Annotated in this window: 23 protein-coding genes, 3 pseudogenes and 1 riboswitch; of the genes and pseudogenes, 4 read left to right on the top strand and 22 right to left on the bottom strand. The window is 44.1% G+C overall.

Translation table 11 applies throughout. The features are described 5' to 3' along the window. Nucleotides 1–58: 58 nt before the first annotated feature. The gene (locus H525_RS0117100) at nt 59–2,551 is read right to left on the bottom strand and encodes a U32 family peptidase (protein ID WP_035101825.1); all 2,493 of its coding nucleotides are present in this window, start codon (nt 2,549–2,551) and stop codon (nt 59–61) included. A gap of 112 nt (nt 2,552–2,663) precedes the next feature. Then, a complete protein-coding gene (locus tag H525_RS29695) occupies nt 2,664–2,873 on the bottom strand; it encodes a Na+/H+ antiporter NhaC family protein (protein ID WP_155837387.1) in 210 nt (69 codons plus the stop codon). Between the two features lie 401 nt (nt 2,874–3,274). Here H525_RS29695 and H525_RS0117095 point away from each other — a divergent pair, with 401 nt between their 5' ends. After that, the gene (locus H525_RS0117095; protein WP_211237031.1) at nt 3,275–3,682 is read left to right on the top strand and encodes a FixH family protein; all 408 of its coding nucleotides are present in this window, start codon (nt 3,275–3,277) and stop codon (nt 3,680–3,682) included. Between the two features lie 112 nt (nt 3,683–3,794). Here H525_RS0117095 and H525_RS0117090 read toward each other — a convergent pair whose 3' ends face one another. The 4 genes from H525_RS0117090 to yneA form a co-directional block, all read right to left on the bottom strand. Further along, nucleotides 3,795–4,166: a hypothetical protein gene (locus H525_RS0117090; RefSeq protein WP_027417176.1), complete on the bottom strand. Its 372-nt coding sequence runs from the start codon at nt 4,164–4,166 to the stop codon at nt 3,795–3,797. 449 nt (nt 4,167–4,615) lie between these two features. Further along, the gene (locus H525_RS0117085) at nt 4,616–5,299 is read right to left on the bottom strand and encodes a YneB family resolvase-like protein (RefSeq protein WP_027417175.1); all 684 of its coding nucleotides are present in this window, start codon (nt 5,297–5,299) and stop codon (nt 4,616–4,618) included. Nucleotides 5,300–5,359: 60 nt separating this feature from the next. Beyond that, nucleotides 5,360–5,572 (bottom strand): DUF896 domain-containing protein, encoded by a 213-nt coding sequence (locus tag H525_RS24570; RefSeq protein ID WP_035101775.1) that lies wholly within the window; start codon nt 5,570–5,572, stop codon nt 5,360–5,362. Between the two features lie 57 nt (nt 5,573–5,629). Further along, a complete protein-coding gene (yneA, locus tag H525_RS24565; RefSeq protein ID WP_035101771.1) occupies nt 5,630–5,902 on the bottom strand; it encodes a cell division suppressor protein YneA in 273 nt (90 codons plus the stop codon). Nucleotides 5,903–6,120: 218 nt separating this feature from the next. Here yneA and lexA point away from each other — a divergent pair, with 218 nt between their 5' ends. Further along, entirely contained in the window at nt 6,121–6,744 is a 624-nt protein-coding gene (lexA, locus tag H525_RS0117070; protein ID WP_027417174.1) for a transcriptional repressor LexA, read from the top strand. A gap of 174 nt (nt 6,745–6,918) precedes the next feature. Then, nucleotides 6,919–7,092, top strand: a complete 174-nt coding sequence (locus tag H525_RS27530) for a hypothetical protein (protein WP_155837386.1) — start codon at nt 6,919–6,921, stop codon at nt 7,090–7,092. A gap of 85 nt (nt 7,093–7,177) precedes the next feature. Here H525_RS27530 and H525_RS0117065 read toward each other — a convergent pair whose 3' ends face one another. The 14 genes and pseudogenes from H525_RS0117065 to H525_RS26620 form a co-directional block, all read right to left on the bottom strand. After that, nucleotides 7,178–7,669 (bottom strand): DUF456 domain-containing protein, encoded by a 492-nt coding sequence (locus H525_RS0117065; protein WP_027417173.1) that lies wholly within the window; start codon nt 7,667–7,669, stop codon nt 7,178–7,180. Nucleotides 7,670–7,728: 59 nt separating this feature from the next. Beyond that, nucleotides 7,729–9,180, bottom strand: a complete 1,452-nt coding sequence (locus H525_RS24560; RefSeq protein WP_035101768.1) for an MFS transporter — start codon at nt 9,178–9,180, stop codon at nt 7,729–7,731. 117 nt (nt 9,181–9,297) lie between these two features. Then, nucleotides 9,298–9,537 (bottom strand): AbrB/MazE/SpoVT family DNA-binding domain-containing protein, encoded by a 240-nt coding sequence (locus H525_RS0117055; protein WP_027417172.1) that lies wholly within the window; start codon nt 9,535–9,537, stop codon nt 9,298–9,300. An 87-nt stretch (nt 9,538–9,624) separates the two neighbouring features. Further along, nucleotides 9,625–10,121: pseudogene (locus tag H525_RS26625) on the bottom strand (trimeric intracellular cation channel family protein). A 241-nt stretch (nt 10,122–10,362) separates the two neighbouring features. Next, a riboswitch (SAM riboswitch) is annotated at nt 10,363–10,466 on the bottom strand. 190 nt (nt 10,467–10,656) lie between these two features. Next, a complete protein-coding gene (locus H525_RS0117045; RefSeq protein ID WP_027417171.1) occupies nt 10,657–11,832 on the bottom strand; it encodes a thiolase family protein in 1,176 nt (391 codons plus the stop codon). An 84-nt stretch (nt 11,833–11,916) separates the two neighbouring features. Next, nucleotides 11,917–12,567: a 3-oxoacid CoA-transferase subunit B gene (locus tag H525_RS0117040; RefSeq protein ID WP_027417170.1), complete on the bottom strand. Its 651-nt coding sequence runs from the start codon at nt 12,565–12,567 to the stop codon at nt 11,917–11,919. Nucleotides 12,568–12,642: 75 nt separating this feature from the next. Continuing rightward, nucleotides 12,643–13,329 (bottom strand): CoA transferase subunit A, encoded by a 687-nt coding sequence (locus H525_RS0117035; protein ID WP_425387737.1) that lies wholly within the window; start codon nt 13,327–13,329, stop codon nt 12,643–12,645. A 164-nt stretch (nt 13,330–13,493) separates the two neighbouring features. Then, nucleotides 13,494–14,372 (bottom strand): hypothetical protein, encoded by an 879-nt coding sequence (locus tag H525_RS0117030; protein WP_027417168.1) that lies wholly within the window; start codon nt 14,370–14,372, stop codon nt 13,494–13,496. Nucleotides 14,373–14,463: 91 nt separating this feature from the next. Beyond that, entirely contained in the window at nt 14,464–16,704 is a 2,241-nt protein-coding gene (locus H525_RS0117025) for a hydantoinase B/oxoprolinase family protein (protein WP_027417167.1), read from the bottom strand. Between the two features lie 19 nt (nt 16,705–16,723). Next, nucleotides 16,724–18,898, bottom strand: coding sequence for a hydantoinase/oxoprolinase family protein (locus H525_RS24550; RefSeq protein ID WP_051331126.1), 2,175 nt, complete (start codon nt 18,896–18,898; stop codon nt 16,724–16,726). After that, nucleotides 18,895–19,248, bottom strand: coding sequence for an acetone carboxylase subunit gamma (locus H525_RS24545; RefSeq protein ID WP_051331125.1), 354 nt, complete (start codon nt 19,246–19,248; stop codon nt 18,895–18,897). The genes H525_RS24550 and H525_RS24545 overlap by 4 nt, the downstream gene beginning before the upstream one ends. Further along, nucleotides 19,248–21,188, bottom strand: a complete 1,941-nt coding sequence (locus H525_RS0117010) for a hydantoinase/oxoprolinase family protein (RefSeq protein WP_027417166.1) — start codon at nt 21,186–21,188, stop codon at nt 19,248–19,250. The genes H525_RS24545 and H525_RS0117010 overlap by 1 nt, the downstream gene beginning before the upstream one ends. Before the next feature lie 320 nt (nt 21,189–21,508). Then, complete coding sequence (locus H525_RS0117005) at nt 21,509–23,506, bottom strand: sigma-54-dependent Fis family transcriptional regulator (protein ID WP_027417165.1); 1,998 nt, start codon at nt 23,504–23,506, stop codon at nt 21,509–21,511. A gap of 261 nt (nt 23,507–23,767) precedes the next feature. After that, nucleotides 23,768–24,523 (bottom strand): annotated as a pseudogene (locus H525_RS26620) (ferritin family protein). Between the two features lie 141 nt (nt 24,524–24,664). On the opposite strand from H525_RS26620, the pseudogene H525_RS26615 reads away from it, so the two are divergent. After that, nucleotides 24,665–25,036, top strand: a pseudogene (locus H525_RS26615) (RNA-guided endonuclease InsQ/TnpB family protein); the annotation flags it as partial. Between the two features lie 108 nt (nt 25,037–25,144). On the opposite strand, the gene H525_RS0116990 reads toward H525_RS26615, so the two are convergent. Then, nucleotides 25,145–25,330 carry a hypothetical protein gene (locus H525_RS0116990; RefSeq protein WP_027417162.1) on the bottom strand — a complete coding sequence of 62 codons (186 nt, stop codon included), beginning with the start codon at nt 25,328–25,330 and terminating at the stop codon, nt 25,145–25,147. A 74-nt stretch (nt 25,331–25,404) separates the two neighbouring features. Next, complete coding sequence (locus tag H525_RS26610; protein WP_281172642.1) at nt 25,405–25,491, bottom strand: tautomerase family protein; 87 nt, start codon at nt 25,489–25,491, stop codon at nt 25,405–25,407. Nucleotides 25,492–25,526: the final 35 nt, after the last annotated feature.

Below are 25,526 nucleotides of genomic sequence, written 5' to 3'. Positions count from 1 at the left end.
TAGTACTATAGGTCATAAGTTGTCTTTTTATGGACAGATACATCGAAAAGGGAGCTCCCTATTTTTTTAATAATTGGCCGCGTGTTACACCCAGTTGGTTAGTAGCTTTCAGCGTTTTCCACACACTTGTGCCGCTTCGCTCTCCATCGAGTGCTTCCCTGTATAAAGTAAGAACTTCCTTCACTTTATCCGCGTCTTCTTCTAAAAATTCCACCCGAAATACCCGAATCCCCTGTTCAAGGAACCGATCGATATATTCGGCGCCCGATTGTTCAATCGCATTATAAACCGTATTGCGGCATCCGACATCCACGCGCACCGGATGGGACATGCCGACGCGATCCCGCAAAGAAACACGATGGCTTTCACAAGGCCTGCCGCAGTTAGTAAAGTCGGTCCCTTCGCTTAAAAACGTGCAGTATACACAATGTTCCGTGTGAAACATCGGAAGGTGCTGGTGGATGACCAGCTCCATTTTATCCACCCTGGACTGTTGCAGCATGTCCATCATCTGCTGAATATTTAAGTCATAGGAGGGTGTAACACGGGCCAGACCCCGTTCGATAAATAAGTCAACCGCTCTATGGTTCGCAATATTTAAGGAAAAGTCACCGATAAGCGAAAGATCATTTGTTTCTTTATAGTACTGCATCGCCCCTACATTCCGCACAAGAACGGCGTCGGGATTCGCTTTACGAATCGAATAGAGCACCCCGTTTTCACCCGGCATATGAATCCGCGGGGTGGCAAGGGCAATCGGCTTTCCACTGCGCCGTGCGATTTCAACCGCCTGAGGGTAATCACGCGTAAATTCAAAATCCGCATAAATATAATCGGCAACGCTGGCTGCAGAAGCATGCACCTGCTCAATCGTACGGCAAAGTGACACTAATTCCGGCTTGTGATTTGCCCCAAGGGGTGCCAGCGTATGGTTCAAAGCGAGCGGTACCCGCTGTTCTCCGATCTGGTTCGTCCGATTGAATTGCCGCGGACTTCTCCGCAAGGCAATAAGCTGTTCAACCGCTTCCCTGCGCATCCGGTTCAGTTCTTTGACCGGGACGATTACGTCGCCCTCCAGCCGGGCCTGTAGATCCTTTAATTCATAGATGGTGCCGCCCAATCTCCCCCATTGTTCAAACAAGTACTCCTCGGTTAAAGGGCGCTTCAACGCCGGTTCAAGCGACATTTCGGAGGATACCGTGATTTTGCGGCCTGCCGCTTTATCGTGCCAAACGGAAGTTAAGGGCTTCCCTTCCTTTCCATATGCATCAACAGAAAGTGTGCTTAATTCATAAGGTTGATCCTGCTCGAACGTTTTACGCAGTCTGCGATCCAGTTCCGGGTCATTTGTTTTCCAGATTTTATCGCCTGCATGGACGCGGTTTAATTTTACATCCTTGCGTCCCGGGACAATTTCAACAATACCTGAAACGACTTCCCCTTCGATTTTGCGGCCGTTTTTGCGCAGGTCATAAACGCGACCTCCCTCTTCTTTTTCCTGAGGTTTTCCGGCGTCAAATACGATGCCGTCTCCCCTCTTTAACGGGGAAGCAAGTTCACACAATACGGCATCTTTTAAAACTTTTTTAACGGTTCCCAAATAAACGCCCCTGCTTTTTGGAAAGGTTCCATCCACAAGCTTTTTATTATTGGTGCCTGTCAAAAAGCCATGGGTAAACCCGCGGCTAAAGCTCTGCTGAAGTTCACGCATATCATCCGGCGAAGGCACATAATTTTCCCCTGTAAAATACCGGTCAATCGCTTCCCTGTATTTATTTACGACATTAGCAACATACTCGGGTGATTTCAATCGGCCTTCAATTTTGAAACACCTAACGCCTGCTTCAATCAACTCAGGGATAATATCAATCGCCGCCAGATCTTTCGGTGAAAGTAAATAAGCGATATTCCCCATCTCTTTCTGAATGCCGTCTACGATTAAATCATAGGGCAGACGACAGGCCTGGGCGCATTCGCCGCGGTTTGCGGAACGGCCGCCCCACATCTCAGACGTAAGGCACTGGCCGGAATACGATACGCAAAGAGCACCGTGAACGAATACTTCAAGCGGAACATCCGTCTGGTTCGAAATAGTCCGGATTTGCTTCAGGTTATTTTCCCGGCCGAGCACGACGACTTCCATACCAAAATCCTTAACAAATTCAACCGCTTCCGGTGAGGTAACCGTCATCTGGGTAGAACCATGAATCGGAAAATCCGGGGAAATTTCCCTAATGAGTTGAACCAGTCCCAAATCCTGCACGATGACCGCATCTACTCCGGCATTCATACAGGCTTCTACCAGTTCTTCCGCCTCGTCCAATTCGTCTTCAAATACGAGTATATTAAACGTTAAAAAGCCTTTGACACCATACGTATGAAGATACGCCATGATTTCGGGCAGTTCATCCATCTGGAAGTTATCCGCCCGGGCTCGCGCATTAAACTTCTCCACTCCGAAATAAACCGCGTTGGCACCATTTGCCACTGCGGCTTTCAAGCATTCCCAGTTACCGGCGGGTGCCAGCAGGTCAATCTTATCTCTTGTCATTACTGCCAATCTCGTTCATCCTTCCATATTGCTTACTCACAGCTTACATGTCAGCAGTCAAGTTTATTTTACAAACCATTCTATCATTTTTTACAAAAGGAAAGAACGCCAACTACCGGGTAGTATACGGTCTAACCTCCCCTGTTTGCCTTTTGCTAAAAGACAGGCACACGGTCAGCAGGGGTAATAGCCAGAGAAAAACAGCGTACGGCAGATACTGAACAGTCGGTATTCCGATGACCGTACTACAGAGAATAGCCAGCATGTTCCAGGGAACGAGCCCGGCAAAAACTAAACTCGTATCCGCGACCACCCGGGACAGCTCTGGCCTCGGTTAACGTTCACCCCAGATTGGCAGAAGAGTGCGCCCCCGTGACCATGATCGGCAAGGTTTGATTGCACGAGACGAAATTCATGCAAAGACCGAATAAAGCGACGCGTACCGTTGATGATCCAAGGCCGGTCGAAGCTCCGAGCACGCGCCGGACCCGGGTGTGATCATATACGTTTGCCATTTCTCTATATTAAACAAAAACTATGTTTAATATAGATGGCATGCTGTAAAATGTCCAGGCTGAATTTCCTTTTAAACCTGCCTTTCTGTTTTGCAAATCTCAATACAGAAAAGGCATCTCAATCATTCTGCACGTATATCTTCGGCAGACAATATACTATTCTAACGTATACTAAAATGTTCATCATCATGATCGTGAGGTGTACACCTTGATTCAGCTAATTCGACTCATACGAATAAAGCAGTTGGGATTGATTCCTCTTTGTTTGCTCTTCTCCATTAGCGTAAGTGGCTGCAGTATGGAAACAAGCCAGCCTGTCGTTTCGTTTTCCACAACGCCTGCTTCTGTTCAGACCGGTCAGCCGGTGAAACTAATCGGCACGGTAAAAGCAGGAGAAAAACCGGTGAACGATGCTGAAATGAAGATGGAGATATGGCGGGATGGTGAATCCCGGCATGAAATGTTTGATACGGTTCCGGTTCCGGATCAACAGGGACATTACGCGCTAACCCGGACCTTCAACAAAGCGGGGACTTATTATGTCATGCTCCATACAAACGCAAATCATATGCACATTATGCCAACGGCAACATTCACGGTCAAAGAAGCCAAATAATCGGCAGGCAAACGACAATTTGTCGGTTGGATATTCTGTTTTCCCCTCGCTTTTATGAGAATACGAGGGGTTTTTATGTATGTTGTTCAGAGCGACGCTATCACAATTCCGGCTACACCATACCTCCTCCTTGTTCAATCAGTTGCAATGCTTTCTTATGATTGCTTTCATCTATAACAACTGTTAAAAGGACATCCCGGCCGGTGACATCGTCCTGCCCTCCATCGCTCATTCCGCTTGCACTTACATCCGCTGCCATGAGAATTCCTTCGTTGCGGGTTGTTCCATCGGCCGCAAGAGTTAGATTAGCGAGGCTGGATATATTTCCGGTAATTGGATTGGTAAAACGTTCTACTCCCTCGCCGGTATATCGACTGATTCGGTCAATCTGCATATCGGCAGTGCCTAACGATTTCAGCTGTTCAGCTACTTTCTCAGCTTCTTCCGGACTTTTGAAAAATGCAAGAATGTTTTTTTCGCTCATGGATATATAGGCTCCTTTTTCTAGTTTTATATTTTCCCTCCTTATTGTCTATCGATCGGCTGCATCCTATGCCTAAGTCGATCCATTGGGCCAAGCCATCGCATAATTCAAAGTATTGTCTGGAAAATAGCTTCATGTTAAGGTTTAATCTGTTTTTTACTTGTTTTTATCGTTGTATAGGTGTGTGGAGGAAGTTTATTTTTAATTTTATTTAAATTATTAACTACGCAGTATTTTTGTACTATAATATGAACAAAGGAAAATGGACAGACCGCCTATAATTGGTATTGCCCGCACATAACTACTTATTCCTGCCCCTTAAGCTTGGCCAGTTTTGCAAATGGATTTTTTTCTCTGACAGGCTTAACTTTATGCTTGGCGTGGCAGTTTTCGCATAAATAGCCGACTACCTCTTCCCCGCAGTATATCGCATAAATCGCTCCGTAACTTTATCGAGTTCCACCTCCATCTGCTTCATCGCTCCTTTGGCTGCCTTCTGTTTTTTTAACATATTCCCGATACCTTCTATGTACGGTGGCTCGTGAAGCATCGTACCCAAGTCCCCGCAGCGTAGCCGCGATATCCTCAAACGTTAATTTTTTATCACGGAGCCGGATAATATCGTCAAGCGGAAGGTCATTGCGTTTTCGGCCGCCCTGGTCTAAGTTTTTTAAATTTTGCTCGGGTCGATAGCCTTGAGCAATCGCCCGCTGCACACCACGGGAAATTTTTTGATTCGTCAGCCGACGCTGATACTCTTCCACTACCGCAAGGATTTCCAGCACCATTCCTTCCATTTCACTGATTTGCAACTCTCCTCCATTATCGAGTGAAAATACGCGCCCACCCGATTTACGAATCTGGTGCAGAATGGCAATCTTGCTGTGCCCTCTTCCAAGTCTTGACTCATCCTGAATCAGGACTCCCTGAATGACACCTTCCGAAAAATCCTGTAAAATTTCAAGCAGTCCATACCTTTCTTCTACGAATCCACTTTCTTGTTCCTTTACAACACGTACTACCTCCCATTTTTGCCGGGCCGCAAACACCTGTAATTCTTCGGCCTGACGCTCAAGGCTTGTTTCCTGTTCGGCACGTTCGGTACTCACGCGCGCATAAATCGCCACTTTCATATTGTTAACCCTCCCTGAATTTCCATACCAAAAAACCCCTCCATGTAGCGGAGGGGTCGCTTAATGTCTATGTTTTTTTGGCAAAGGACCGATTTCTTTCCCATCATCGTCGACCAAACGAATCGACTCCAGGTTTACGCGAAGTGAATTCCGAACCGCTTGCACATATTCAAAACGCAGCGCCTGCTGTTCTTCTTTCTCTGCCTCCGTTAATCCAACGCCTTTCGCCTTGGCTGCCAGTTCATTTATACGTTTAATTTTTTCTTCGGTCACTATTTGAACTCCTCTCACAGGATGTTCCTCTAGTATAGCATAAAATGCGAACAAATATTATTTACGAGGGATGATGATTTTATCGCCCGGCTGAATCATAGCGGTTTTAAGATGATTGGCCTGCTTGATGTAAAATATAAGTTCCGGCACCGACATTCCTTCCTGCTCGTTATACCGGTCCGCAATATTCCACAGCGTTTCTCCTTCTTGTACGGTGACAGTAATAGATGTGTCGTTGCTGCCGCCTTTCATAGCAGCAAACACTATCTTTGTCATTCCAAGGATACAAAGAATAAAAATGAGTCCTGTAAATAATAGCTTCTTATTCATGCTGCGTTTCCTCCTTAGATTTTTATCTGTTTCTATCATATGCTTGTCTTTATGTGCTAGAACTAACAAAAATCAGAACACACGTTCTTTTGATAGTTTTATAATAGAGCGAACGAACGTTCTTGTCAATCGAAAAATTAGAACTTATGTTTGTATATAAGAACAAATGTTGGTATAATAGCTTCAGAGAATGATCTGGAAGTAAAGGGGTGTTTTGGGTGAAGAAGTTATCGAGCAGGCAGCTTGCCATTCTGGAATACATCAAACAAGAGGTCAAGGATAAAGGATACCCTCCTTCCGTGCGGGAGATTGGAGAGGCGGTAGGGCTGGCGTCCAGTTCCACCGTCCACGGACACCTTGCACGCCTGGAGAAGAAGGGGCTTATTCGCCGCGATCCAACCAAGCCGCGCGCGATAGAAATTCTGAATTCCGAAGAAATGGAGCGCGAGTTTCAGGAAGTACGGACCGTTAAAGTTCCTGTGTTGGGGAAGGTAACGGCGGGGCAGCCGATTACGGCCGTCGAGAATATTGAAGAATATTTCGCCCTTCCCGAGAGCACTGTAGGCGGGGATACGGTATACATGCTGAGGGTTCAAGGTGAAAGTATGATTGAAGCGGGCATTCTGGATGACGATTACGTTATCGTACGCCAGCAGCAGGTAGCAAACAACGGGGATATTGTTGTGGCGATGACGGAGGAAAATGAAGCGACGGTTAAGCGTTTTTACAAAGAGAAGAACCACTTTAGACTCCAGCCGGAAAACGCAACAATGGAGCCCATTTTGCTACCGGTCGTTACGATTCTGGGTAAGGTTATCGGGGTATACCGGCAAATTCACTGAACAGTGCACTGGGGCAGACGATAGCTGCAGCTTCCTTTGCAGCTGCCGGTAAAAACCACAGTCTCAACCATATACCTCAGCCATATAGAAGAAAGATACGCTTTTTACCGCTGAGAAAAACTCGCGGGCGTTGCCGCTCGTCCTTTTTCTGCAGGGAAGCGAAACGGCCGCTTAGTGACCGGAAGGTCGGACCGACAAAACATCCGGGTATCTCAAGGATGGACAATTGTCGGTCTGATCGCCCTTCCGGCCACACGCTCCACATCGAAAAAGCAACGTTCGGCACACTCCCGCGAGTTTTTCTCGGGTGACCAATGGAAGAAAGTATATGTTGCTTTAATACTGTAAAGCAACATATACTTTCTTTAACGGGCACAAAAAACCATGCTGGTCGTAGACAGCATGGTTTTCTTATTGAAAAGATGTTGATAATCTATGCTACAGCAATAAAAAACCAGGTGATCATAATAAGCTGAATCACGATTTTGGCCGCAGCGCTGCTTAAAAAAGCGAGAACAGTGCCAAGCGCGATTCCGAACGCCCGCTTTCCCCGTTTTTGGCGGGCCAGCTCGGTCAGCCATACAGCGAGAAAAGGGCCGACGATAATCGCAAACGGGCCAATGAAAGCGCCCAGCACAATAGGCCCCGCTATAATCCCGACAATGGAAGCCGCCATTGACCACTTATCTCCCCCATACTTTTTCACAAAATATGCATTGGACAGCATATCGGCTGCAAATATGACGGCGGTCAACACCGTCATCGGCACCCAGAATGACCAGTTCAAGCCGTGTTTAGCAACGGTAAACTGGTAAAGCAGAAAGGCCCCCCACATAAGCACAGCATCGGGGATGACTGGAATAAACACCCCGGCGATGCTTACGAGAAACAACAGTCCGATTACAATCCAGATAATGGCTGTCATCTTTCCCCTCCTTTTTTTCATGTCTTCCTGTTAGCCTGTATTTCCATTTTGCAAAAAGATTAAGAGTTTGAGGCTGTCCTGACCGGGAGCGCTTTACGGCTTGCTGACACGAACGCACCAACAATACAAACGCCGGCAGCCATCCAAAACACCGTATGAAGGGAAGTAAGAAATGCTGCAGGATGCTGGGCACCTTCCACTTTTAATTGAGCAATGCGCCCGGTTAATTTATGGAGCTGATACGAGAAGAGAGAGATCGAAAAGGAGGTTCCCAACACCATGCCAATATTGCGGACAAGCGCGTTTAATCCCCCGGCCGAACCCAACTTGTTCCGCGGAACGGCTCCCAGCACGCTGGAATTGTTCGGTGATTGAAACATCCCCATTCCGATGCCGAAAACGGCAAGGTGCATGGCTATAATCCAGGAATTGGCCTCAAAGGACAGCATATTTAAAGACGCAAATCCAATGGCGTTGATAACAAGGCCGCCTGTTGTTAAAAATAACGGCCCGATTTTATCTGACAGCCATCCCGAGAAAGGAGCGACAAGCGCCATTGTAAGCGGGTAAGCCATCATCACATAGCCAATGACATGCGGGGAAAAATTGAGCACGTCCTGCATGTAGAACGGCATCATCACGTTTGTGCAAAACAACGCCACAAAGGACAAAAGAGCGGCAATGCTTCCCGCGCGAAAGGTCTGAATACGGTACAGGGAAAAGTCCAGCATCGGATACTTTGTAAATCGTTCGCGAAAATAAAACAGCACCAATACAATAAAAGACACTGCATATCCCAAAATGGACGGAAGTGAGCCCCAGCCCCATACTTCAGAATTAGAAACGGTATAGAGAAACGTTACAATTCCAGCCATATACAACAGGGAACCGGAATAATCAAAAGGCTCGCCTGTTTTCGCCTGTTTGTCCTTTGGCAAAATGCGAAGACCAGCGAGAAATCCAACGATGCCTATCGGAACGTTGATCCAAAAAATCGAGGACCAGCCTAAAAATCCAACTAATAGCCCTCCAATAGCGGGACCTGCCATAGAACCGAGTGACACCATTGTTCCTGTAATCCCTAACGCTCTTCCCCGCTCGGTGGACGGAAACGTGGAGGCCACAATCGCCTGGCTATTCGCCATTAAAAAAGCGGCTCCAATTGCCTGCACCACCCGCATCGCAATCAGCATCCCAATAGAATGTGACAATCCACAGAGCCCGGATCCGACCGTGAACACCAGAAAGCCGACATTATACAGCAAAGAACGGCCAAATAAATCGGAAAGCTTTCCGATGATCGGAAGGACGGAAGCAATCGTAAGCAAGTAGGCGGTTATCACCCATTGCACAATATACAAATGGACGGATAACGAACTTGATATTGTAGGCAGCGCTACATTCGTAATACTGCCGTCAAGGGTCGCCATGAAGGTTCCCAATGATACATTTGCAAGAATCCACCATCGCTGTTGATTTTTATTTGATCCCAGCGTTTCTGAATGGTTCATCCATTACCTCCTAAAACGAAAACCGTTTTGCAAGCAAAACGGTTCGGCATAAGCAAGCTTTCCCGGAGCATATTTTATGTAAGTGATATTACATTATTATTTTGGCAGATAGGTAGCCTATTCGATTAATTCACCAATACAGTACACACAATAGGATCGTTTTGAATAAGCCAGCAGCCCTTCCTCCGTTCCGCAAAAAACGCAACTAGGGCGGGGCTTTCTCAGTGTAATCGTATCTTTTTCCAGCATCACTTCTACTTCGTCCCGGTCGCAAATCCCGATTTTCCGATGCAGCTCGACCGGTATAGCGATTCGTCCCAGGTCATCCACACGAATTAAAAGGCCAGGTACTTTCATTGTCTTTCCTCCTTTGGGTCAACACGAAGAAAGATTCGCCATTCTTCTACAAAAACCCTTCTCTGCTAAGGAAAAAAACTACATTTTCTACCAAGCTTTTTGCAGGGTTCGCCTCGGCAGTTTCCATCTATAATAAACGGACAACATTCGCAGGATAACAATAACGCCGCACAGAGCTGATAATTGGACGGGATTAGACAGGGAAACCCAACCCATGCCAATAATAAAACCCGCCAGCATCGCCCATATAGCATAAATATCTTCCTTTAACACATAAGGTTTTCGCCCGGCAAGTACATCGCGAATCATGCCACCGCCTATTCCTGTCAATAGCAGCCACCATAATGGCACTCAGCGGACGCCCGATTTGCGCAGCATACAGCGCACCTAGAATGGCAAAAGCTGCAAGTCCAACCGCATCAAATAATTCGACATATTTTCTGCTCTGGTTAATCCACTTGCCTGGAAGAAGAAAAAGAACGAGCATCGCAATTAACGCCGTCCAAAGCAAGGTGCTTTGCGACCAGTGCACCGCTTACAGCGAACGCAATCGTGCCAATTATGTTCAAAATCTCCCAAGACATTATTGAAAGTTCCTCTCCTTATCCATTAACTATGCCCATATGTCTCCTCAATACCTGCCATTTATTTTTAACACTATCATCATTCTAGATTACTAAAGGATCCCCCTCCCGTCAATTCAGCTCCTCCTTGTGTTAGACTTTCACCAACTAGCAATTAACGGCTTGCTGGGCACGTTACAAATAAAAACGACCTCTTCGGTGGTAAGAGGTCGACAAAAACGCAGCAAAGGAACGGTCGCACCCCTTATCTTTCGAAACAATGTTCCGCTGGAATTGGCACCGGTTGCACGAGTCAATGGTTGCCGAGGTTTCATTGGGCCAGTCCCTCACCTCTCTTGATAAGAGTCTAAATATTTTTGTATATTTGTTTATAAGTTAAGGTAAATATTTGTTCATTATTGTCTTCAAAATGAAGAAATGTTTTATCAGGATAAAGGGTTGTCTTTTCGTTAAGCAAGTCTCGCAATGTCCAATTTCCAATTACTTACATTTTTTACTTCCTTTACCTTCAAAATCTTTCAAACTATTCTTCTAATTATTCACGCTCTACAATCATACTCATTCCCATGCCGCCACCGATGCATAAGGTTGCTAAACCACGCTGTAAGTCCCGACGCTTCATCTCAAAAAGTAGACTAATCACTATTCTTGCACCCGTGCAACCAATGGGATGACCTAAACTAATCCCACTTCCGTTTACATTGACAATCTCACGATTTAAGCCTAGCAATTTTTCTACAGTTAGATATTGGGCAGCAAATGCTTCATTGACCTCAATCAGCTGAATATCGTCTAACGTATAGCCGGCCCTTTTTAAGGCTTTATGTGTAGCGGGCACCGGGCCATACCCCATCAGATCGGCCTCCACACCGACCCAAGCATATGTTTTGATTTTCCCAATGATTTCAAGATTTAGTTCTTTTGCTTTTCTTTCCGTCATGAGAACAACCGCAGCCGCACCATCGTTTATGCCTGAGGCATTTCCTGCTGTGACCGTTCCATTCTTTCTGAAAATGGGAGACAAGTTAGCTAAGCTTTCTAACGTAATATCTGTTCGGACATGTTCATCCCGGTCTATAAAGACCGTTTCCTTCTTCTTTTTTATCGGTATTGGAACGATTTCTTCAGCAAACCGACCGGATTCAATAGCACCGATCGCTTTTTGATGGCTAAGATATGCGATTTCATCCTGCTCTTCTCTGGTAATCTCATATTTATCCGCTAAACGTTCCGCCGTTTCGCCCATCATAATCTGATGATGCGGGTCCATCAAAATTTCCCATACAGTATCGGTCATTTGGCCGTGCTGTAGGCGATTCCCCCAACGTGCTGTTTTCAACACATAAGGGGCATTACTCATGTTTTCCACACCGCCAGCAACGACAATTTCACTGTCTCCTAACAAAATTTCCTGAACACCATTCACAATGGCCTGCATTCCGGAAGAGCATTGGCGCTGTACGGTAAAACCTGTTACATGATTGCCAAACCCCGCATCAATCGCTACTGTCCGGGCAATATTGGGTTCATCCGTTCTTTGGATGCAATTCCCCAAAATTAATTCATTAATGTGTTCAGGCGAGAGCCCGGATTTTTTAACTACTTCTTTGACTACATGTGTGGCTAATTCTCTTGCTGACACACTTTTTAAACTTCCCCCAAATTCTCCAATCGGTGAACGACCTGCGGCAACAATGACAACCTGTTCCACAATTTTCACTCCTTTCAGTTTCACGACTGTTTTTTATCCACAAACGGTACTATGACCCTTAGTTACCAAAATATATATAAACCTTTATCTTACTAGCAATTTCGGGCTTACCATAAAGGAAGCTGCTGTTTTAGCCTTCACTTCGTCCACTCTTGCCCCTTCCTGGGTTTCTACAAGAACCATGCCCTCTGGAGTAAAATCAAATACTGCCAAATCAGTGATTAAACGATGCACCACTTGTTTTCCTGTTAATGGAAGTGTGCATTCCTTTTTCACTTTCGATTCTCCATGTTTATTGACATGTTCCATGATCACAACGATACGTTTAGCTCCATTGACGAGATCCATCGCTCCCCCCATCCCTTTCACCATTTTCCCTGGAATGACCCAATTGGCCAAATCTCCTTTTTCGGATACCTCCATCCCTCCAAGGATAGCAAGGTCAATATGTCTACCTCGAATCATGGCAAACGATTCAGCGCTATCAAAGAAAGCAGCGCCGGGAACTGTGGTAATGGTTTCTTTCCCAGCATTAATGAGATCTGGATCTTCCATTCCTGCTACAGGATACGGACCAATTCCTAACAATCCGTTCTCCGATTGAAGTAACACGTTATATTCTGGGGGAATTTCATTAGCAACAAGTGTCGGCATCCCAATTCCAAGATTGACATACATTCCATCTTCAATTTCATTTACGGCACGTTGCACAATTTTTAAGCGAACATCTTTCATAAGAACTCCTCCATTCCTTACTTTTTATCCAGAAGCTATTAAGAAGAACGTATTATCCATAATCCCGTAAGAGAATTAGGCCGTAAAAACGGTACGGCATTCAATTCGCTTTTCATAATTCGTACCAAGCAAAATACGCTGGACATAAATGCTAGGTGTATGAATTTCATCTGGATCTAATTCTCCGATTTCTACAATTTCCTCTACTTCCGCTATGGTGATTTTACCCGCCATGGCCGCCAGGGGATTAAAGTTGCGCGCCGTTTTGCGGAAAACAAGATTGCCCAGCGGATCCCCCTTCCATGCTTTGACCAATGCGAAATCCCCCACTATCCCGCGTTCTAAGATATACGTTCTTCCATCGAATACTTTGTGTTCTTTTCCTTCTGCAACCATGGTCCCTACTCCTGTTGCCGTATAAAAACCGGGAATTCCAGCACCACCAGCACGAATTCGTTCTGCTAACGTTCCCTGCGGAACTAATTCCACATCTAACTCTCCGCTTATGAATTGCTGTTCAAAGATTTTGTTTCCACCGACATAAGAGGCTACCATTTTTTTAATTTGTTGATTGGCCATCAACAACCCAAGACCCCAATCATCGGTGCCGCAATTGTTACTGACAATGGTTAAATCTTTAGCCCCTTGATCCCGTAAGGCAAGTATTAATTTTTCAGGAATTCCGCAAATTCCAAATCCACCTACAATGATGGTGGAACCATCCTTAATATCACGAACCGCTTCTGCAAAAGACCCAATTATTTTACCTTTTTTCAAAATACAGTCTCCTTTCTCTTCATAGGGAAGATGTTAAAGACAACAATGATCTCGTGATCGCAGGTCACGAGATCATTGCAGCTCCTTCGCCGCATATTTCACAGGCATTATCTATTCCGTTTACTTCTTCACATTAATCGTAAAAATTTTTACGAACGCAACTTTTTCAATTGAGAAAGTACCTTTTCAGGTTCCGCATACCCAGGGATCATCCCATAAGTGAGCCCTATAGAAGGAAGTTCAAGTAAATTAGAATTTTCTTCCCAAAAATTCCGATTTAGTCCCCCTCCAATGGCAAGTCCCTTCTCCCAAAGAGGAAGCAAGGCGCTAATTTCACTATCTCCATAGAGATAAAAGTCCACCTCATCCCCGCCCTTGGTCATTTCATGAGCGGTTCCCCCTTTCTGGATTCCCACCGACCACTGGTAATGCCTCGCTATATTAAATACGGGCTGGTAGAGAGAAAGAGCTTCATTTATATCTAAAAGCGGAGAATCGCTCTCCATGATGACAATCGCCGATAATCCGGAAGTGGAAAAAGACCGTAAATACTCGGCCAAATACATTGCTGCTGCCTCGATATCATCATGGCTTATCGGAAGATCTTGATTAATTTGCACCACTGAATCCAACCATACAAGCAGCCTTTGTGGAGAGGGGATCGCAAGTACGATATGCGGATTTCCCCGATAAAGATTTTGTAGTCCTGATAAAACATCCAAAAGAACATTTCTGGGTTCTTCCAGTGCCAGCAGTTTTTTTAAGGCAAATGTTGGTTTTCTGCCCACCCACGGTTCCTTGACACCCAGTTCACGATTGATAAAGTCCGCATAGAAGTCAAGGATAGAAAGACTTAGTACATCTGAACGAAGCAGTCCCTGCCCCTGGCTATAGACGGAAATAAAGGTATCTGGGTTACTCCATAAATCCTCCCTACCTGCCGCAAAAAGTCGATTGGCATAGTCAAGAAAATCTACCCAGACTTTTCTCTTCGTATCTGATGGGAATAAAAACTGTTTAAAATTCATTCCTCATTCCCCCCTTCACTTTTATAGCAGTTGGAAAAGCCGCAAAGAACAACTTACTGACTTTTCAGTTAAACATATTAATCACCAAAGATTAGGAATTGATTTTTTCTTTTAATTCTTGAAGCTGCTTTTCTAATTCTGAAATGCGAACATCTTTTGGATTCGGCAACCATACTGATTTTAAATTTCCTTCCGTCATAACACTATCCGGGGATCCGGCAAAGATAATGTCCCGATCCTTCCATGAACCATAGAAAGGAAGATGAGCTGGCGGCTTATCAGTTACCCATTTTTTTATGAATTTCTGATAAGGAACCCCTCTCTTTTTCCTGTCTTCTTTCTCTTTTTGTCGGGCCTCTTCTGTCTTTTTCACATCCAGTACAAGGGTTTTCGGATCGTAAAAGACCTTATAAATGTTATTGGCCGTCTCCTGGGAAATCAGGTTTTCCTCCACATCCTTAATGACCTTCTCCGGATCCCGATCAAGTACATCCCCATAACCGCCGCCAGTCCCTTGCGTAATAATATAAAGCTCACCCTCTTGAACCAATTCGAATTGTAATCCGCCATGATGCGTGGTGTAGGTAGCATTTTCGAAAGGACGATTGTTCATGATCTCTTTGGCTGTATAGACCATCTTTTCCGGTTCATTTTTCATAATCTCAAAAATATCCACACCCTTGATTTTGCAAAGTGGGTAAGCCGGGCAAGCATAGCCTCCAAAAATTCCATACGTTGACGGATATTTGGAACCGATGGTCGTGGTCATAAACCCGAAATAGTCCGAATCCTTTTGCGTCAAAAACATTTGATAGCCCTGACCACCTCGATATTTGCCAAATCCTTGGTTGTCCTTCATAAGGCGGCGGGAAAGCTGCATAATCGGAACTTCCTCTTCAATCAGTTCTTGCTCCCCTTGCTCCGCCATCGGGGCAAAGATCGGCGCAATCGAGTGCTCTCCGTCAAGACCTTCCCTTGCTCCACCAGGCATCCCGTTCAAGTCGGCACATAGATTACCTACGGTTTCCCCATGTTGGGTTACCCCACCATAGATACAAGTTCTAATCATGTTGTACCAAGGGGCCAAAACCTTCGTCGCTTTTTCCGGGCTGTTGTATAAAAATTTGGCTAAAGCTGCCTGCGTTGCCGTGAACGCCGGGAAAAACGTCATCATACTTTGTGCATTCGGAACATCGTATGAAGCATTGTAGATAGAATGCTCATCGATAATAAATTCCATTGGTGCCAGAACTGCTTGATTCCTTGGTAGATCAGGCCAAATAAATGATAGGAATAATTGAGCTAGCATCCCTTTCATCGCGCTTGTTACCGAGTTGTTAGGACGGTTGGCAAATTCGGGTGATGATCCCCGGAAATCAAGAGTTAATAAATCATCTTTTTTGGTTAGCTCCAGATTGACTTTAATTAATAAATTTTCCCGCAAAGTACTGTCAGCAATCCCCATCATCCGCACTTTGCCGTCAGGCCATTGACGAAGACGGCGCTTTACCTCTTCTACCGTATCATCTAACGTCTTTCTTAATACGGCAACAACAGCATCTACACCGTATTCACCAATAGTTTCCTCAATACGCTGTTCAATGCGGCGGGCGGCATAAAGCTTGGCCTTCATATCCACCACTTGCAATTTTGGTTCACGGACGGAATTTTGGAAATAAGTGACCAGATCTTTATAAAACTTATAATTTTCGCCTACCCGAACCGGTGAAATAGCCAGACCCTGATCATAAACTTGTTCGGCAGCAGATGGCATGCCACCCGGCTCGATCGCCCCATTTTCCCCTTCATGGACAACGGTCACAATCCAAGCAATTAACTCCCCTTCATGAAAAACCGGCATAATCAAGTTTTGGTCTGTATTGTGAACTCCACCATATCGGGCATCATTGTAATAGAAGATGTCACCAGGCTTTACGCCTACCTCGGGATCATCGAGCCAATTCTGAACGATATATTTTACCCCATACTGTGTACATCCGGCGAAGATCAACACTCCACCGGAGCTTACGATGGATAAGTCTCCTTTCGCGGTAAAGATCCCACAAACCAGATCCCCCCATTTTGCTCCTGGTGCAGCCCCGATCTGTTCAAGCATTTCAAACGCTTCGTTTGCTCCTGCTTGCATCTTGCTGCGTGCCACACTAAGAACAGAAGGATCCGTAACCTTCCGAATGGCTTCAATTTCCCTTTCTGTTATCGGGGCTAATGTATGGTCTTGCATCAAACTGGGTCCAGGACCAAGAAAAAGGGTGGTTTCTTTCAAAAACTTCTCTACCAGTTCTTGTTCTCGCTTCAATTCATCCAAAGCCATGTTTCCACACTCCCTTTTGTTATTTTACGGCCATCGTATCCGTTTGAAATTTGTTACTTGCGCTATTATTTTGACTATTTATAATCCAGGCCGAGTTTTGTTCGCCCATAATAAATTTCCAACCCGGCTCAATGAGATAGGTGGTACGAGGTGATTCCACGAGTGCAGGTCCTTCAATGACAGCACCTGGTTGAATCGATTGTGTACGGTACACACTTGTAACCACCGGTTCATCGATATCAACAAAATAACAGTCACGTTTACTAACAGGTTCCGGCGCTTCTATTTGACCTTCAATCGGTTTCTTGAACTCAACCCGTTCCAACTCAACGAAAGATAGCACACGGATCGTATTGATCCGGATACCGGCTTCAGGCTGCTGGCTTCCTTCCCCAAATCGTTCGCCATAGTTTACACTGAACGAGTTCACCAGTTCCAACACTTCAGCCATATTATTTAGACGGTTAACTGGAGAAATAACAGAAGTTTGTGTCAGCTGATTTCCGTAACGCATATCCAGTTCCAGACGATGCTGAATTGCTTCTTCCGGGATTCCCTGACGCAACAACTCCTCTTTTCCTTCCCCTTCCAATTCCTCGACGATCGAGTTGAACCGTTCATACTCTTTAAAGAGACTCCGCGTATTGGAATCATAAATGTTCATAAACACCGATTTTTCATGAATATTTACCTGATTCATGATACCTGCTCCCACTGCTGAGAAAATAGGGGAGAACGGAGGTATTAAGATTTTTTCGATGTCAAGAACTTTTGCGATACCACAACAATGGAGGGGCCCATTTCCTCCATATGCCAGGAGGGTAAAGTTTTTCGGATCATATCCTTTAACGCCAAGTTCTTTAAAAATAGCGTGGGCCATATTGGTGTCTACTTTTTTCTTTATTTGACGTGCCGCTTCCACAACACTTATATCCAATTCATCACAAATGGCTTCCCCAATCGCAAATTCCGAGCGTTTCTTGTTTAGGGAAATGTGACCTTCTGCATAATATTCCGGATCCAAGTATCCTAAAATCAAATCGGCATCCGTTACTGTCGGATTGATTCCCCCTCGGTCAAAACATGCCGGACCCGGTTCAGAACCTGCACTGGCTGGCCCTACTTCAATATGCTTTAAGGTTGTATCGTAGCGGGCGATGGAACCTCCCCCTGCACCAATAATTCCTAAATGAAGCATTGGAACACTGACTAACCATCTGTCAATTACAGGGTTAAAATCATAGAATCGGATACCGCCACCTACGACAATCCCAATATCACAGCTTGTTCCACCCATATCCATTGCAACTAAATGCCCCACATTAAATTCTTCTGAAAGGTGCTCGGCGGCGTTAACCCCTGCTGTTGGACCAGAATGAATCGTTTGAAGAGCATGCGTTGAGTTCAACTGAGCCATTCCACCGATATTGTGAACGACTAACATCGGTTTGTTATACCCGTATTCCTTCAGCGTCATTTCAAGTGAACTTAATGCATGATACATTTGGTCGTGCAAATAGGCATCCAGAATGGCAGAGGTAATGCGCACATATTCTCCCTTCCGTTCAGCTACCTGATGGGAAAGAATAACAGGAAGCGCACCTAGCATATGGGTCGGATACTCTTCCAGGAAAATTTCTTCTACTCTTCTTTCATGCACCGGATTAACAACGGAATTAGTCAGCCCGACCACAAATGCCTGGGCCCCGCGGTCAACAAGAAGTCGAATTTGCTGACGAAGATGCTCTTCATCTAGCGGCATTACAATGTCGCCTTTATAATCAATCCTCTCACGAACCCCTGCTATCATTGGAATTGGTACAATCGGCTCGGGGCGCTGACCGGCAGGCAAGTCTTGCTGCTCCTGAGGTGTCAAACCATCACCATAACCGCGACCACGGCTTAAAGGGACCTGACTTTCATAACCAGCTGTAGTCAACAATCCAATTTTTGGCCCTTTTCGTTCGATCAGGGCATTAGTTCCCAAAGTTGTGGCATATCGCACGGAATCCAGTTGGGAAAGGACCGTGCGAATATCTTTTCCAAGCTCTTTACATGCCTGCTCCAGTGCGTCCATAAAACCGAGTGCTAGGTTATGGTGCGTTGTTAGCGCTTTCGTTTCTAAATAGATATCATCCCAAACCAGAAAGCAATCTGTAAACGTTCCACCAATATCTACACTAACTTGCTTCATGCTCTCTTCCCCTCTCTTTTAAGATAACGATCTTTTAATGCATCGATATCAAATTCCATATCATGTAGTGGAGGATGGCCAGGTGGTAAATATTCTACTTCCACCATGGTTGCACAATTAGGGCAATAATACTCAAGAATCTGACACCAGCTCGGATCGGGTGAAAAGGTAAACTCGTACCAATCAGGATTAATAATGGGCTTATGAATTTCTCTCGGATCACGATTGTAAACGAGAAGACCTTCTTTATAATTTCCACGAGCAGAGGCAATTTCGTGGTCACATTTGCGGCAGCACCAAAGCTCCTTTTCCAGATCGATTGCTAAATATTCCGTCATATTAGCTTTCATTATGCCTTTCCCCCTTCATCGTACAAAAAGATATCTTTGTTTTCGTTAACCTTAAACGTCCACCCTTCTAAAATACGGCAGGTGAAGTACTCATCTTCAATCAAAGCGGTCCCTGCTCCGATAGCCCCTGGTTTCATCTCTTCAAAGCGATAAACCGGAACCTCTTGTGCTTGTTTTTCCGTATTTAAAATTGATTTTTGATATATAGGGGTTGGAGCATGTTCCTTCAATTTCTTTTTATTCTCTAACTTAAAGTGAGCAATCGGCTTTTCCACTTTAAGATGAAGGCGAATATCCTGAGCTCCTTCCAATCCGACGATTACGGCATCTGATGGGTCAAGTGTAATCGTTTGGTACTCTCCATTTCGGAAAAAGCTGAGATGAGTTTGGATTGTACACTCCGAGATATCGAATCCTTCCGCAAACATATCCCGTTTAGCCCGCTCTTCTAGTTGAACTAACTTTTCCTGTAAACTCTTACCGTTAATCTCAACTAAATTAGCTTGATATTCATGCGCAATATCACTGAATGAAATTCCGAACGCACTAAAGACTGCGGCCAAACGTGGAATAACGATTTGTTTAATTCCTGCTGCCCTTGCCACTCCACAAGCACTCATTGGTCCTGCACCACCAAAAGCTAACAGGGTCACTTCGTTCGCCTGGTCCTGATAAACAGCCAATCCTTTCGCAATCTTTTCCTCATACGCTTTTTCCATTGCCACTAACGCCTCTTCAAGGCTTACTCCAAGGGGCTTCGCAATTTTTTCTTCAATCGCTGCCCTAGCACGGGACTCATCGAGAACCATGCTACCACGGAAATAGGAGCGAGAATCCAATACTCCCATCAAGAGGTATGCATCCGTAATAGTCGGTTCCTGCCCTCCGCGTCCAAAACAAGCCGGTCCCGGTGCAGCCCCTACACTTTCCGGACCAACAACAACCTTTCCTTCCACGACCTTAAAGATTGAACTTCCACCAGCACCTACACTAATCAAATCGCTTAAAGAGAATGACGTTGGAATTTCTTCAATTTTTCCATATACATCCTCTTTAATCTGACCGACTTTGACCAGACCAATATCGGAAGTAGTTCCCCCAATATCCAGGGTCAACAACGCCGGAATGTTATAATGTTGAGCTAGTGCCTTCGTCCCCTCCATTCCTCCGCGAGGCCCTGAACCATAGGTTTTAATGGCTGTTGTTTTGGCTACCCTGGCTGAGTTACCATCATTATGGAAAATAAGCAGCGGATTTTTCGTGCGATATTCACGCAACACATTTTCTGCATTATATAAGAAGCGCTCCATCCCCGAGTGAAGGAATGAGTTAATTAAAGCCCCCCAAGTCCGTCTGCTATCATTTGCGTCATCAACTAATTCATGTGAGAATAATACAGGAACCGCCCCTAAAAGGTGACGAGGATATTTCCGTAAAATAATGTTTTTAATTTTAATTTCGTCTTCTATGATATTCGATCCACTTAAACTAACTACTAAACGATTAGTACCCTGGGAGAGTAATTGGTTAATGACTTCTACCACTTTAGCTTCCAATTCTTGCCCTTCCCCACTGGTGTTGATCCCCGCAACACGATCATCCACCATAGCAGTAAACATTTCTTTTTCTTCATTACTTCCCAACAGAAATGAAGGATTTGCCCCTTCGCGCAAGATTAGACCAAGGCGCGGTCCTTTTTTCTGCACGATTGCATTCGTACCTGCTGTAGTAGAGTAACGCAAATAATCAAGATCGGTTAAAAGAGCACGGATGTTTTCCCCTCCATAAACCTCTTTGGAAGCAGCCTTGATTACTTCGATAAAACATTTGGTTAAGTCATACGGCGTTGTAAGAGTCTTGGCACGAAACACGCGCTCCCCATAGATCAAACACGCATCGGTAAATGTACCACCATTATCAATGGTCATTAACAGTCCCATTCTTGATTCCCCTTTCATTTTTTGTTTTGCTATGAAATTCGACAACTTTCTACTTTTATCTTATAAGTCATCAATGCTGTCCAATTTATCGCTTTAATATTTGACCTCCCTTTTGCTTCAAATATTGTAAGCCCTTTCATTTTTGTGGCATGTCCTTTTTATAAAGGGGTTATCCCTCCCTTCTGTCTTTATTATTAGCAAGAAGCATGCCAAGTTCTCAAATAAAAGATATCATCGAAAATTGTAGAAAATACTAGACTTTGTTAGCGTTCTACCAGCCTTATCTTTGTCTCAATGAAACACTATCTGTATCATTTGTCTCAAAGTTTCACTTGATTAACTGTTTCAGAAGAGATGCCTAATTGCTTCATTTTCCTATACATTGTTGCTCTGGAAATTCCTAATTTTTCAGCGGCAAGGGTAACATTCCCTCCAACAGCCTTAATTACAGCAATAAAATGTCCTTTTTCACACGTTACACTTTGTTCTTCTTCCGCTAATAGCTCTGACGGAAGATCGTAGGGAAGAATAGTGTTTCCTTCCATATTAAAAATAGCTTGTTCTATTACATTCTTTAACTCCCGAATATTACCTGGCCATGAATAAGACTGTAGATACTTCATCGCTTGCGAATCTACTTGAATGTCCTCCTTACCAAATTTCCCACTAAGTTGTTTAAGAAAATGTTTAACCAAAAGCGGAATATCCGAAGATCTCTCACGCACGGAGGGAATTTTCAATTCGATTACACGAAGACGATAGTATAAGTCAGCCCTAAAAATCCCTGTCTTTACAGCATCCATCAAGTTCTTATGAGTCGCTGCAATCACTCGTACATTGATCGGTATAACTTTATCACCACCGATCCTCATAATCATTCTCTCTTCAAGAACACGAAGTAAATGAACTTGTACTTCTAAAGGCATGTCCCCTATTTCGTCCAGAAAAATGGTGCCTCCATCTGCTAATTCAAACTTTCCTTTGCTACCTTTTTGCTTTGCACCCGTAAAAGCCCCTTGTTCGTAACCGAATAGTTCACTTTCAATCAACTCGCGAGGGATTGCACCACAATTTAGAGCAACGAAAGGATTATTACTTCTTTTGCTTGCATTGTGTATTGCTTGGGCGAACAATTCTTTTCCAGTACCAGATTCTCCAGTTAAAAGTAAAGTAGAATCTAAAGATGCGGCTTTTCTAGCCTTATCAACACCCTTTACAAATGCAGGATCTGAACCAATCATATGATCAAATGTATATCTTGTTGTTCCAAAATCTGCCGCAGATATTATACTTTTACTCTCTTTCGCATTCAATTTTAGGGCGATTTTACGTAAACGAACAACTACACCTAGTAGAGTGTTTTGATCAAACATTACAGGATGTACGGTGCAAATGAATCTGTCTTGCATACCATTGATCGAGATCTCGTTTTCAACAACCAACCGTTTACTATTTATAACATTATCAACAAGCTCTTCAATTTCGGGGTAATCTTTAAGAGATTTCTCCTTATTGTTTCTAATTATAAATGACTCTCCCTTTGTATTAGTCCTCAAAATATTCTTTTTTTCATCGACAATAATAATTCCATCCTCAAACGAACCAAGTGTAGCCGTCAAAAAAGGATTCATTCGTAATCCTTCATGATAAATAATCCTCTCGATATACTTGGTGATGTTATTAGCTTTACTAATCGCTAATCCTAATGTGTGTGGATGAACATTCTTCCATTTACCGGATATATCTAATACACCCATTAACTCATGCGAAAACGGATTCAATATAGGGGCAGCCGCACAAATCCAATCATGCCATCCCGTACAAAAGTGTTCAGTAAATAAAATCTGAACAGGCAATTTATTTTTTATAACCGTACCTATAGCGTTCGTTCCTGCAACTTCTTCACTCCAAACCGCCCCTGGAAGAAAATTTATTCTCCCCGCTTTTCTTAAAATTTCACGATCACCATACATATCCAGTAAAAGCCCGTTTTTATCGCTAATTGTTATTATAGTTTCCGAACCTTCTAGAGATTCTGCCAGAAATTTCATATCCGGCCTGGCGTAATGGAGAAGTTTATCATTTTTCTCGTGAAATAAACTTAGTTCGTCATTATCAATACTTTCCTCAACTTGTTTCTGCAAAGGATTTACTCCGAATCTTTTCGATCTTTCCCAGGAAGCAATAATTTCTGAACGAAGCAGAGATTCAGGCTTTATTCCCTCTTTAATATATTTTACCCATGCGTTTTGGATGCTGGAGATTAAATCGGACGGCTCAGGCCTTAGTAATCCTTCATAAATGAACTTCTTATTCATAGCACCCTCCCATAAGGCCGATAATTTTAAATGTTCAATCAATTATAAATGATGTAACCTTTCAATTTCAATTTCAATCTGAATATGGATTAGCCATAGAATACGCCCTTGTTTCTTCGAGATCCGGAATATCGATTTCAAAAAATTTCGTTATCCTGTTTAATCGCTTCAATGATTGCCTCTACGACTTCCCCGCCACTGGTATCCAAATCCATCCCACGTACGCCTGCTTCGTTTCCATTTGCTTCTTCCTTATCCCATTTAAATCAATTCATGAATTTTAAATGTCACATTGTACTTTTTGAAAGTCAGAATCACAATTTCCTCTTCGATTTTTTTGAGAGAAGCTGAAAGATCGATGGGGAGGCTATGCTTTTCAAATATCGGAGACAAGGAAGAAAACGCTTCGTATGCCTTCGGGTACCACTTGTTTACCCATTCCCCGATAATTTCTGCATTGCTCATCGTCTCTTCCGGCGTTTCTCTTGGATCGCTTAAAATTAATCCCCAGAGATAATCTCCAGGCCAATTCCCATAATCGAGCGTCAAGTTCTCAGCGATCAGCACTTCGGCCCAGTCTTCTGTGATGAGGATTTCTTCCACATACTTACGCAGTGGCTGATAGGCAGCATCCTGCATCAGTATTTCTTTGCCATAGCTTAGAAAATCACCGTGATGTTCCTACATGTTCATGGCCCATAATAAAATCCACTGGGCCCGCCCGGTTTTATCATACGCCTTGAACGTTGCACATTGTTCGATTGTGCTGCCCATCGCATAGCGAATCACGTGCTGCATTTGTACATTCTCACCATATTCAAGATGACGCAGTGGGGTATACAAGTCTCTCATTGCATTCACCCATTCAGGGGAAAGATTTTCAATAATCTCTAATTCCTTCGTATATTCGAACCCATTTTCCACTTCTTCCGCAAGCTTTTTCCGATTACTCACATACGTCGTATACCAGAATTTTTTCGGATCACGGAATCCTTCCCAATCCGAGCTTTTTAACATTCTTCCGAAAGAAGTCTCCCACTTCTAAACGTGAAGGTGCGACAGCAGCAGTGAAAGCGGGAGATGAATTTCGGTTAGGCGCAGCCTAACATTGTTCCTTCTCTTATGCTGTGATATAATCAGTCTTAGATAAATAAAAGGATTGCGAACCAACGAAAAGACTTTCTACATAAGGAATCGCACAAATTAGCGAAACGGTATGACTGCGCGGTTGTCGAAGACCTCAACATGTAAGGAATGTCACAAGCCCTCAACTTTGACAAAAGTGTTGCAGATAATGCCTGGGGCATGTTTACGACATTTCTCCAATACAAGTTAGAGGAGCAGGGAAAAAAGCTTATCAAAATAGATAAGTGGTTTCCATCGTCCAAGACTTGCTCATGTTGCGGTCGAGTGAAAGAATCCCTATCCCTTTCTGAGCGCACATTCCCCTGTCAATGCGGTTTTGTTGCAGACAGGGATTGGAACGCTTCTATCAATATCAAAAACGAAGGATTGCGACTGTTAGCCTAATCATAGATAGAGCATGGAACAGGCTCGATAGCTAAGTCAATTTCGTACCGTTAGGTACGATCATCTTAGAAGCCCCCACCTCTAAGCGAAGCGGAGGTGGCGGGTAGTTCACTCTCGTATAACGAGGATCATAGATGTATAGTCTCTCTCATCATGGATATTGCGGTACTGTCCATGCAGATAAGGTTGCTGTCTAAGCGTAACTTCTTCATATTCATTCTTTGTCTGCCAATCGCAGGGTTGCTCCCTGAGCTTTTTTTGGAAGGCAGGTTCTAAAGCAGGTTCTGCTGACATTATTTATCTCCCCTTTCTTCTATACTTGTACGGCCTCTTATTGTCTTTACAGATTCCCCGGCAATCCCCCAATGCTATATTGGCATTTCGTGGATGAGCACTCGAACGCTTTGAATAGGGGATTGTAACGTTTCTGCTACCAAGTGAGACATTTTTTCGATTAATTCCTCCTTGATTAAGAACTAATAGCTCTATT

It is taken from the genome of Aneurinibacillus terranovensis DSM 18919, from assembly GCF_000430625.1.
Classification (GTDB): domain Bacteria; phylum Bacillota; class Bacilli; order Aneurinibacillales; family Aneurinibacillaceae; genus Aneurinibacillus_B; species Aneurinibacillus_B terranovensis.
This window is presented reverse-complemented; position numbering and strand designations above follow the sequence as displayed.

Bases quoted from the DNA above. Each gene is read 5' to 3' on its own strand.
- H525_RS0117010 (WP_027417166.1), bottom strand. From the start codon at position 21,188: ATGGGACTGTTAATGACCATTGATAATGGTGGTACATTTACCGATGCG.
- H525_RS0117055 (WP_027417172.1), bottom strand. From the start codon at position 9,537: ATGAAAGTACCTGGCCTTTTAATTCGTGTGGATGACCTGGGACGAATC.
- H525_RS0117005 (WP_027417165.1), bottom strand. From the start codon at position 23,506: ATGAATAAGAAGTTCATTTATGAAGGATTACTAAGGCCTGAGCCGTCC.
- H525_RS0117030 (WP_027417168.1), bottom strand. From the start codon at position 14,372: ATGAATTTTAAACAGTTTTTATTCCCATCAGATACGAAGAGAAAAGTC.
- H525_RS24545 (WP_051331125.1), bottom strand. From the start codon at position 19,248: ATGAAAGCTAATATGACGGAATATTTAGCAATCGATCTGGAAAAGGAG.
- H525_RS0117085 (WP_027417175.1), bottom strand. From the start codon at position 5,299: ATGAAAGTGGCGATTTATGCGCGCGTGAGTACCGAACGTGCCGAACAG.
- H525_RS0117040 (WP_027417170.1), bottom strand. From the start codon at position 12,567: ATGAAAGATGTTCGCTTAAAAATTGTGCAACGTGCCGTAAATGAAATT.
- H525_RS0117065 (WP_027417173.1), bottom strand. From the start codon at position 7,669: ATGACAGCCATTATCTGGATTGTAATCGGACTGTTGTTTCTCGTAAGC.
- H525_RS0117090 (WP_027417176.1), bottom strand. From the start codon at position 4,166: ATGAGCGAAAAAAACATTCTTGCATTTTTCAAAAGTCCGGAAGAAGCT.
- H525_RS0117100 (WP_035101825.1), bottom strand. From the start codon at position 2,551: ATGACAAGAGATAAGATTGACCTGCTGGCACCCGCCGGTAACTGGGAA.
- yneA (WP_035101771.1), bottom strand. From the start codon at position 5,902: ATGAATAAGAAGCTATTATTTACAGGACTCATTTTTATTCTTTGTATC.
- H525_RS0117025 (WP_027417167.1), bottom strand. From the start codon at position 16,704: ATGGCTTTGGATGAATTGAAGCGAGAACAAGAACTGGTAGAGAAGTTT.
- H525_RS24550 (WP_051331126.1), bottom strand. From the start codon at position 18,898: ATGAAGCAAGTTAGTGTAGATATTGGTGGAACGTTTACAGATTGCTTT.
- H525_RS24560 (WP_035101768.1), bottom strand. From the start codon at position 9,180: ATGAACCATTCAGAAACGCTGGGATCAAATAAAAATCAACAGCGATGG.
- H525_RS0116990 (WP_027417162.1), bottom strand. From the start codon at position 25,330: ATGTCAGCAGAACCTGCTTTAGAACCTGCCTTCCAAAAAAAGCTCAGG.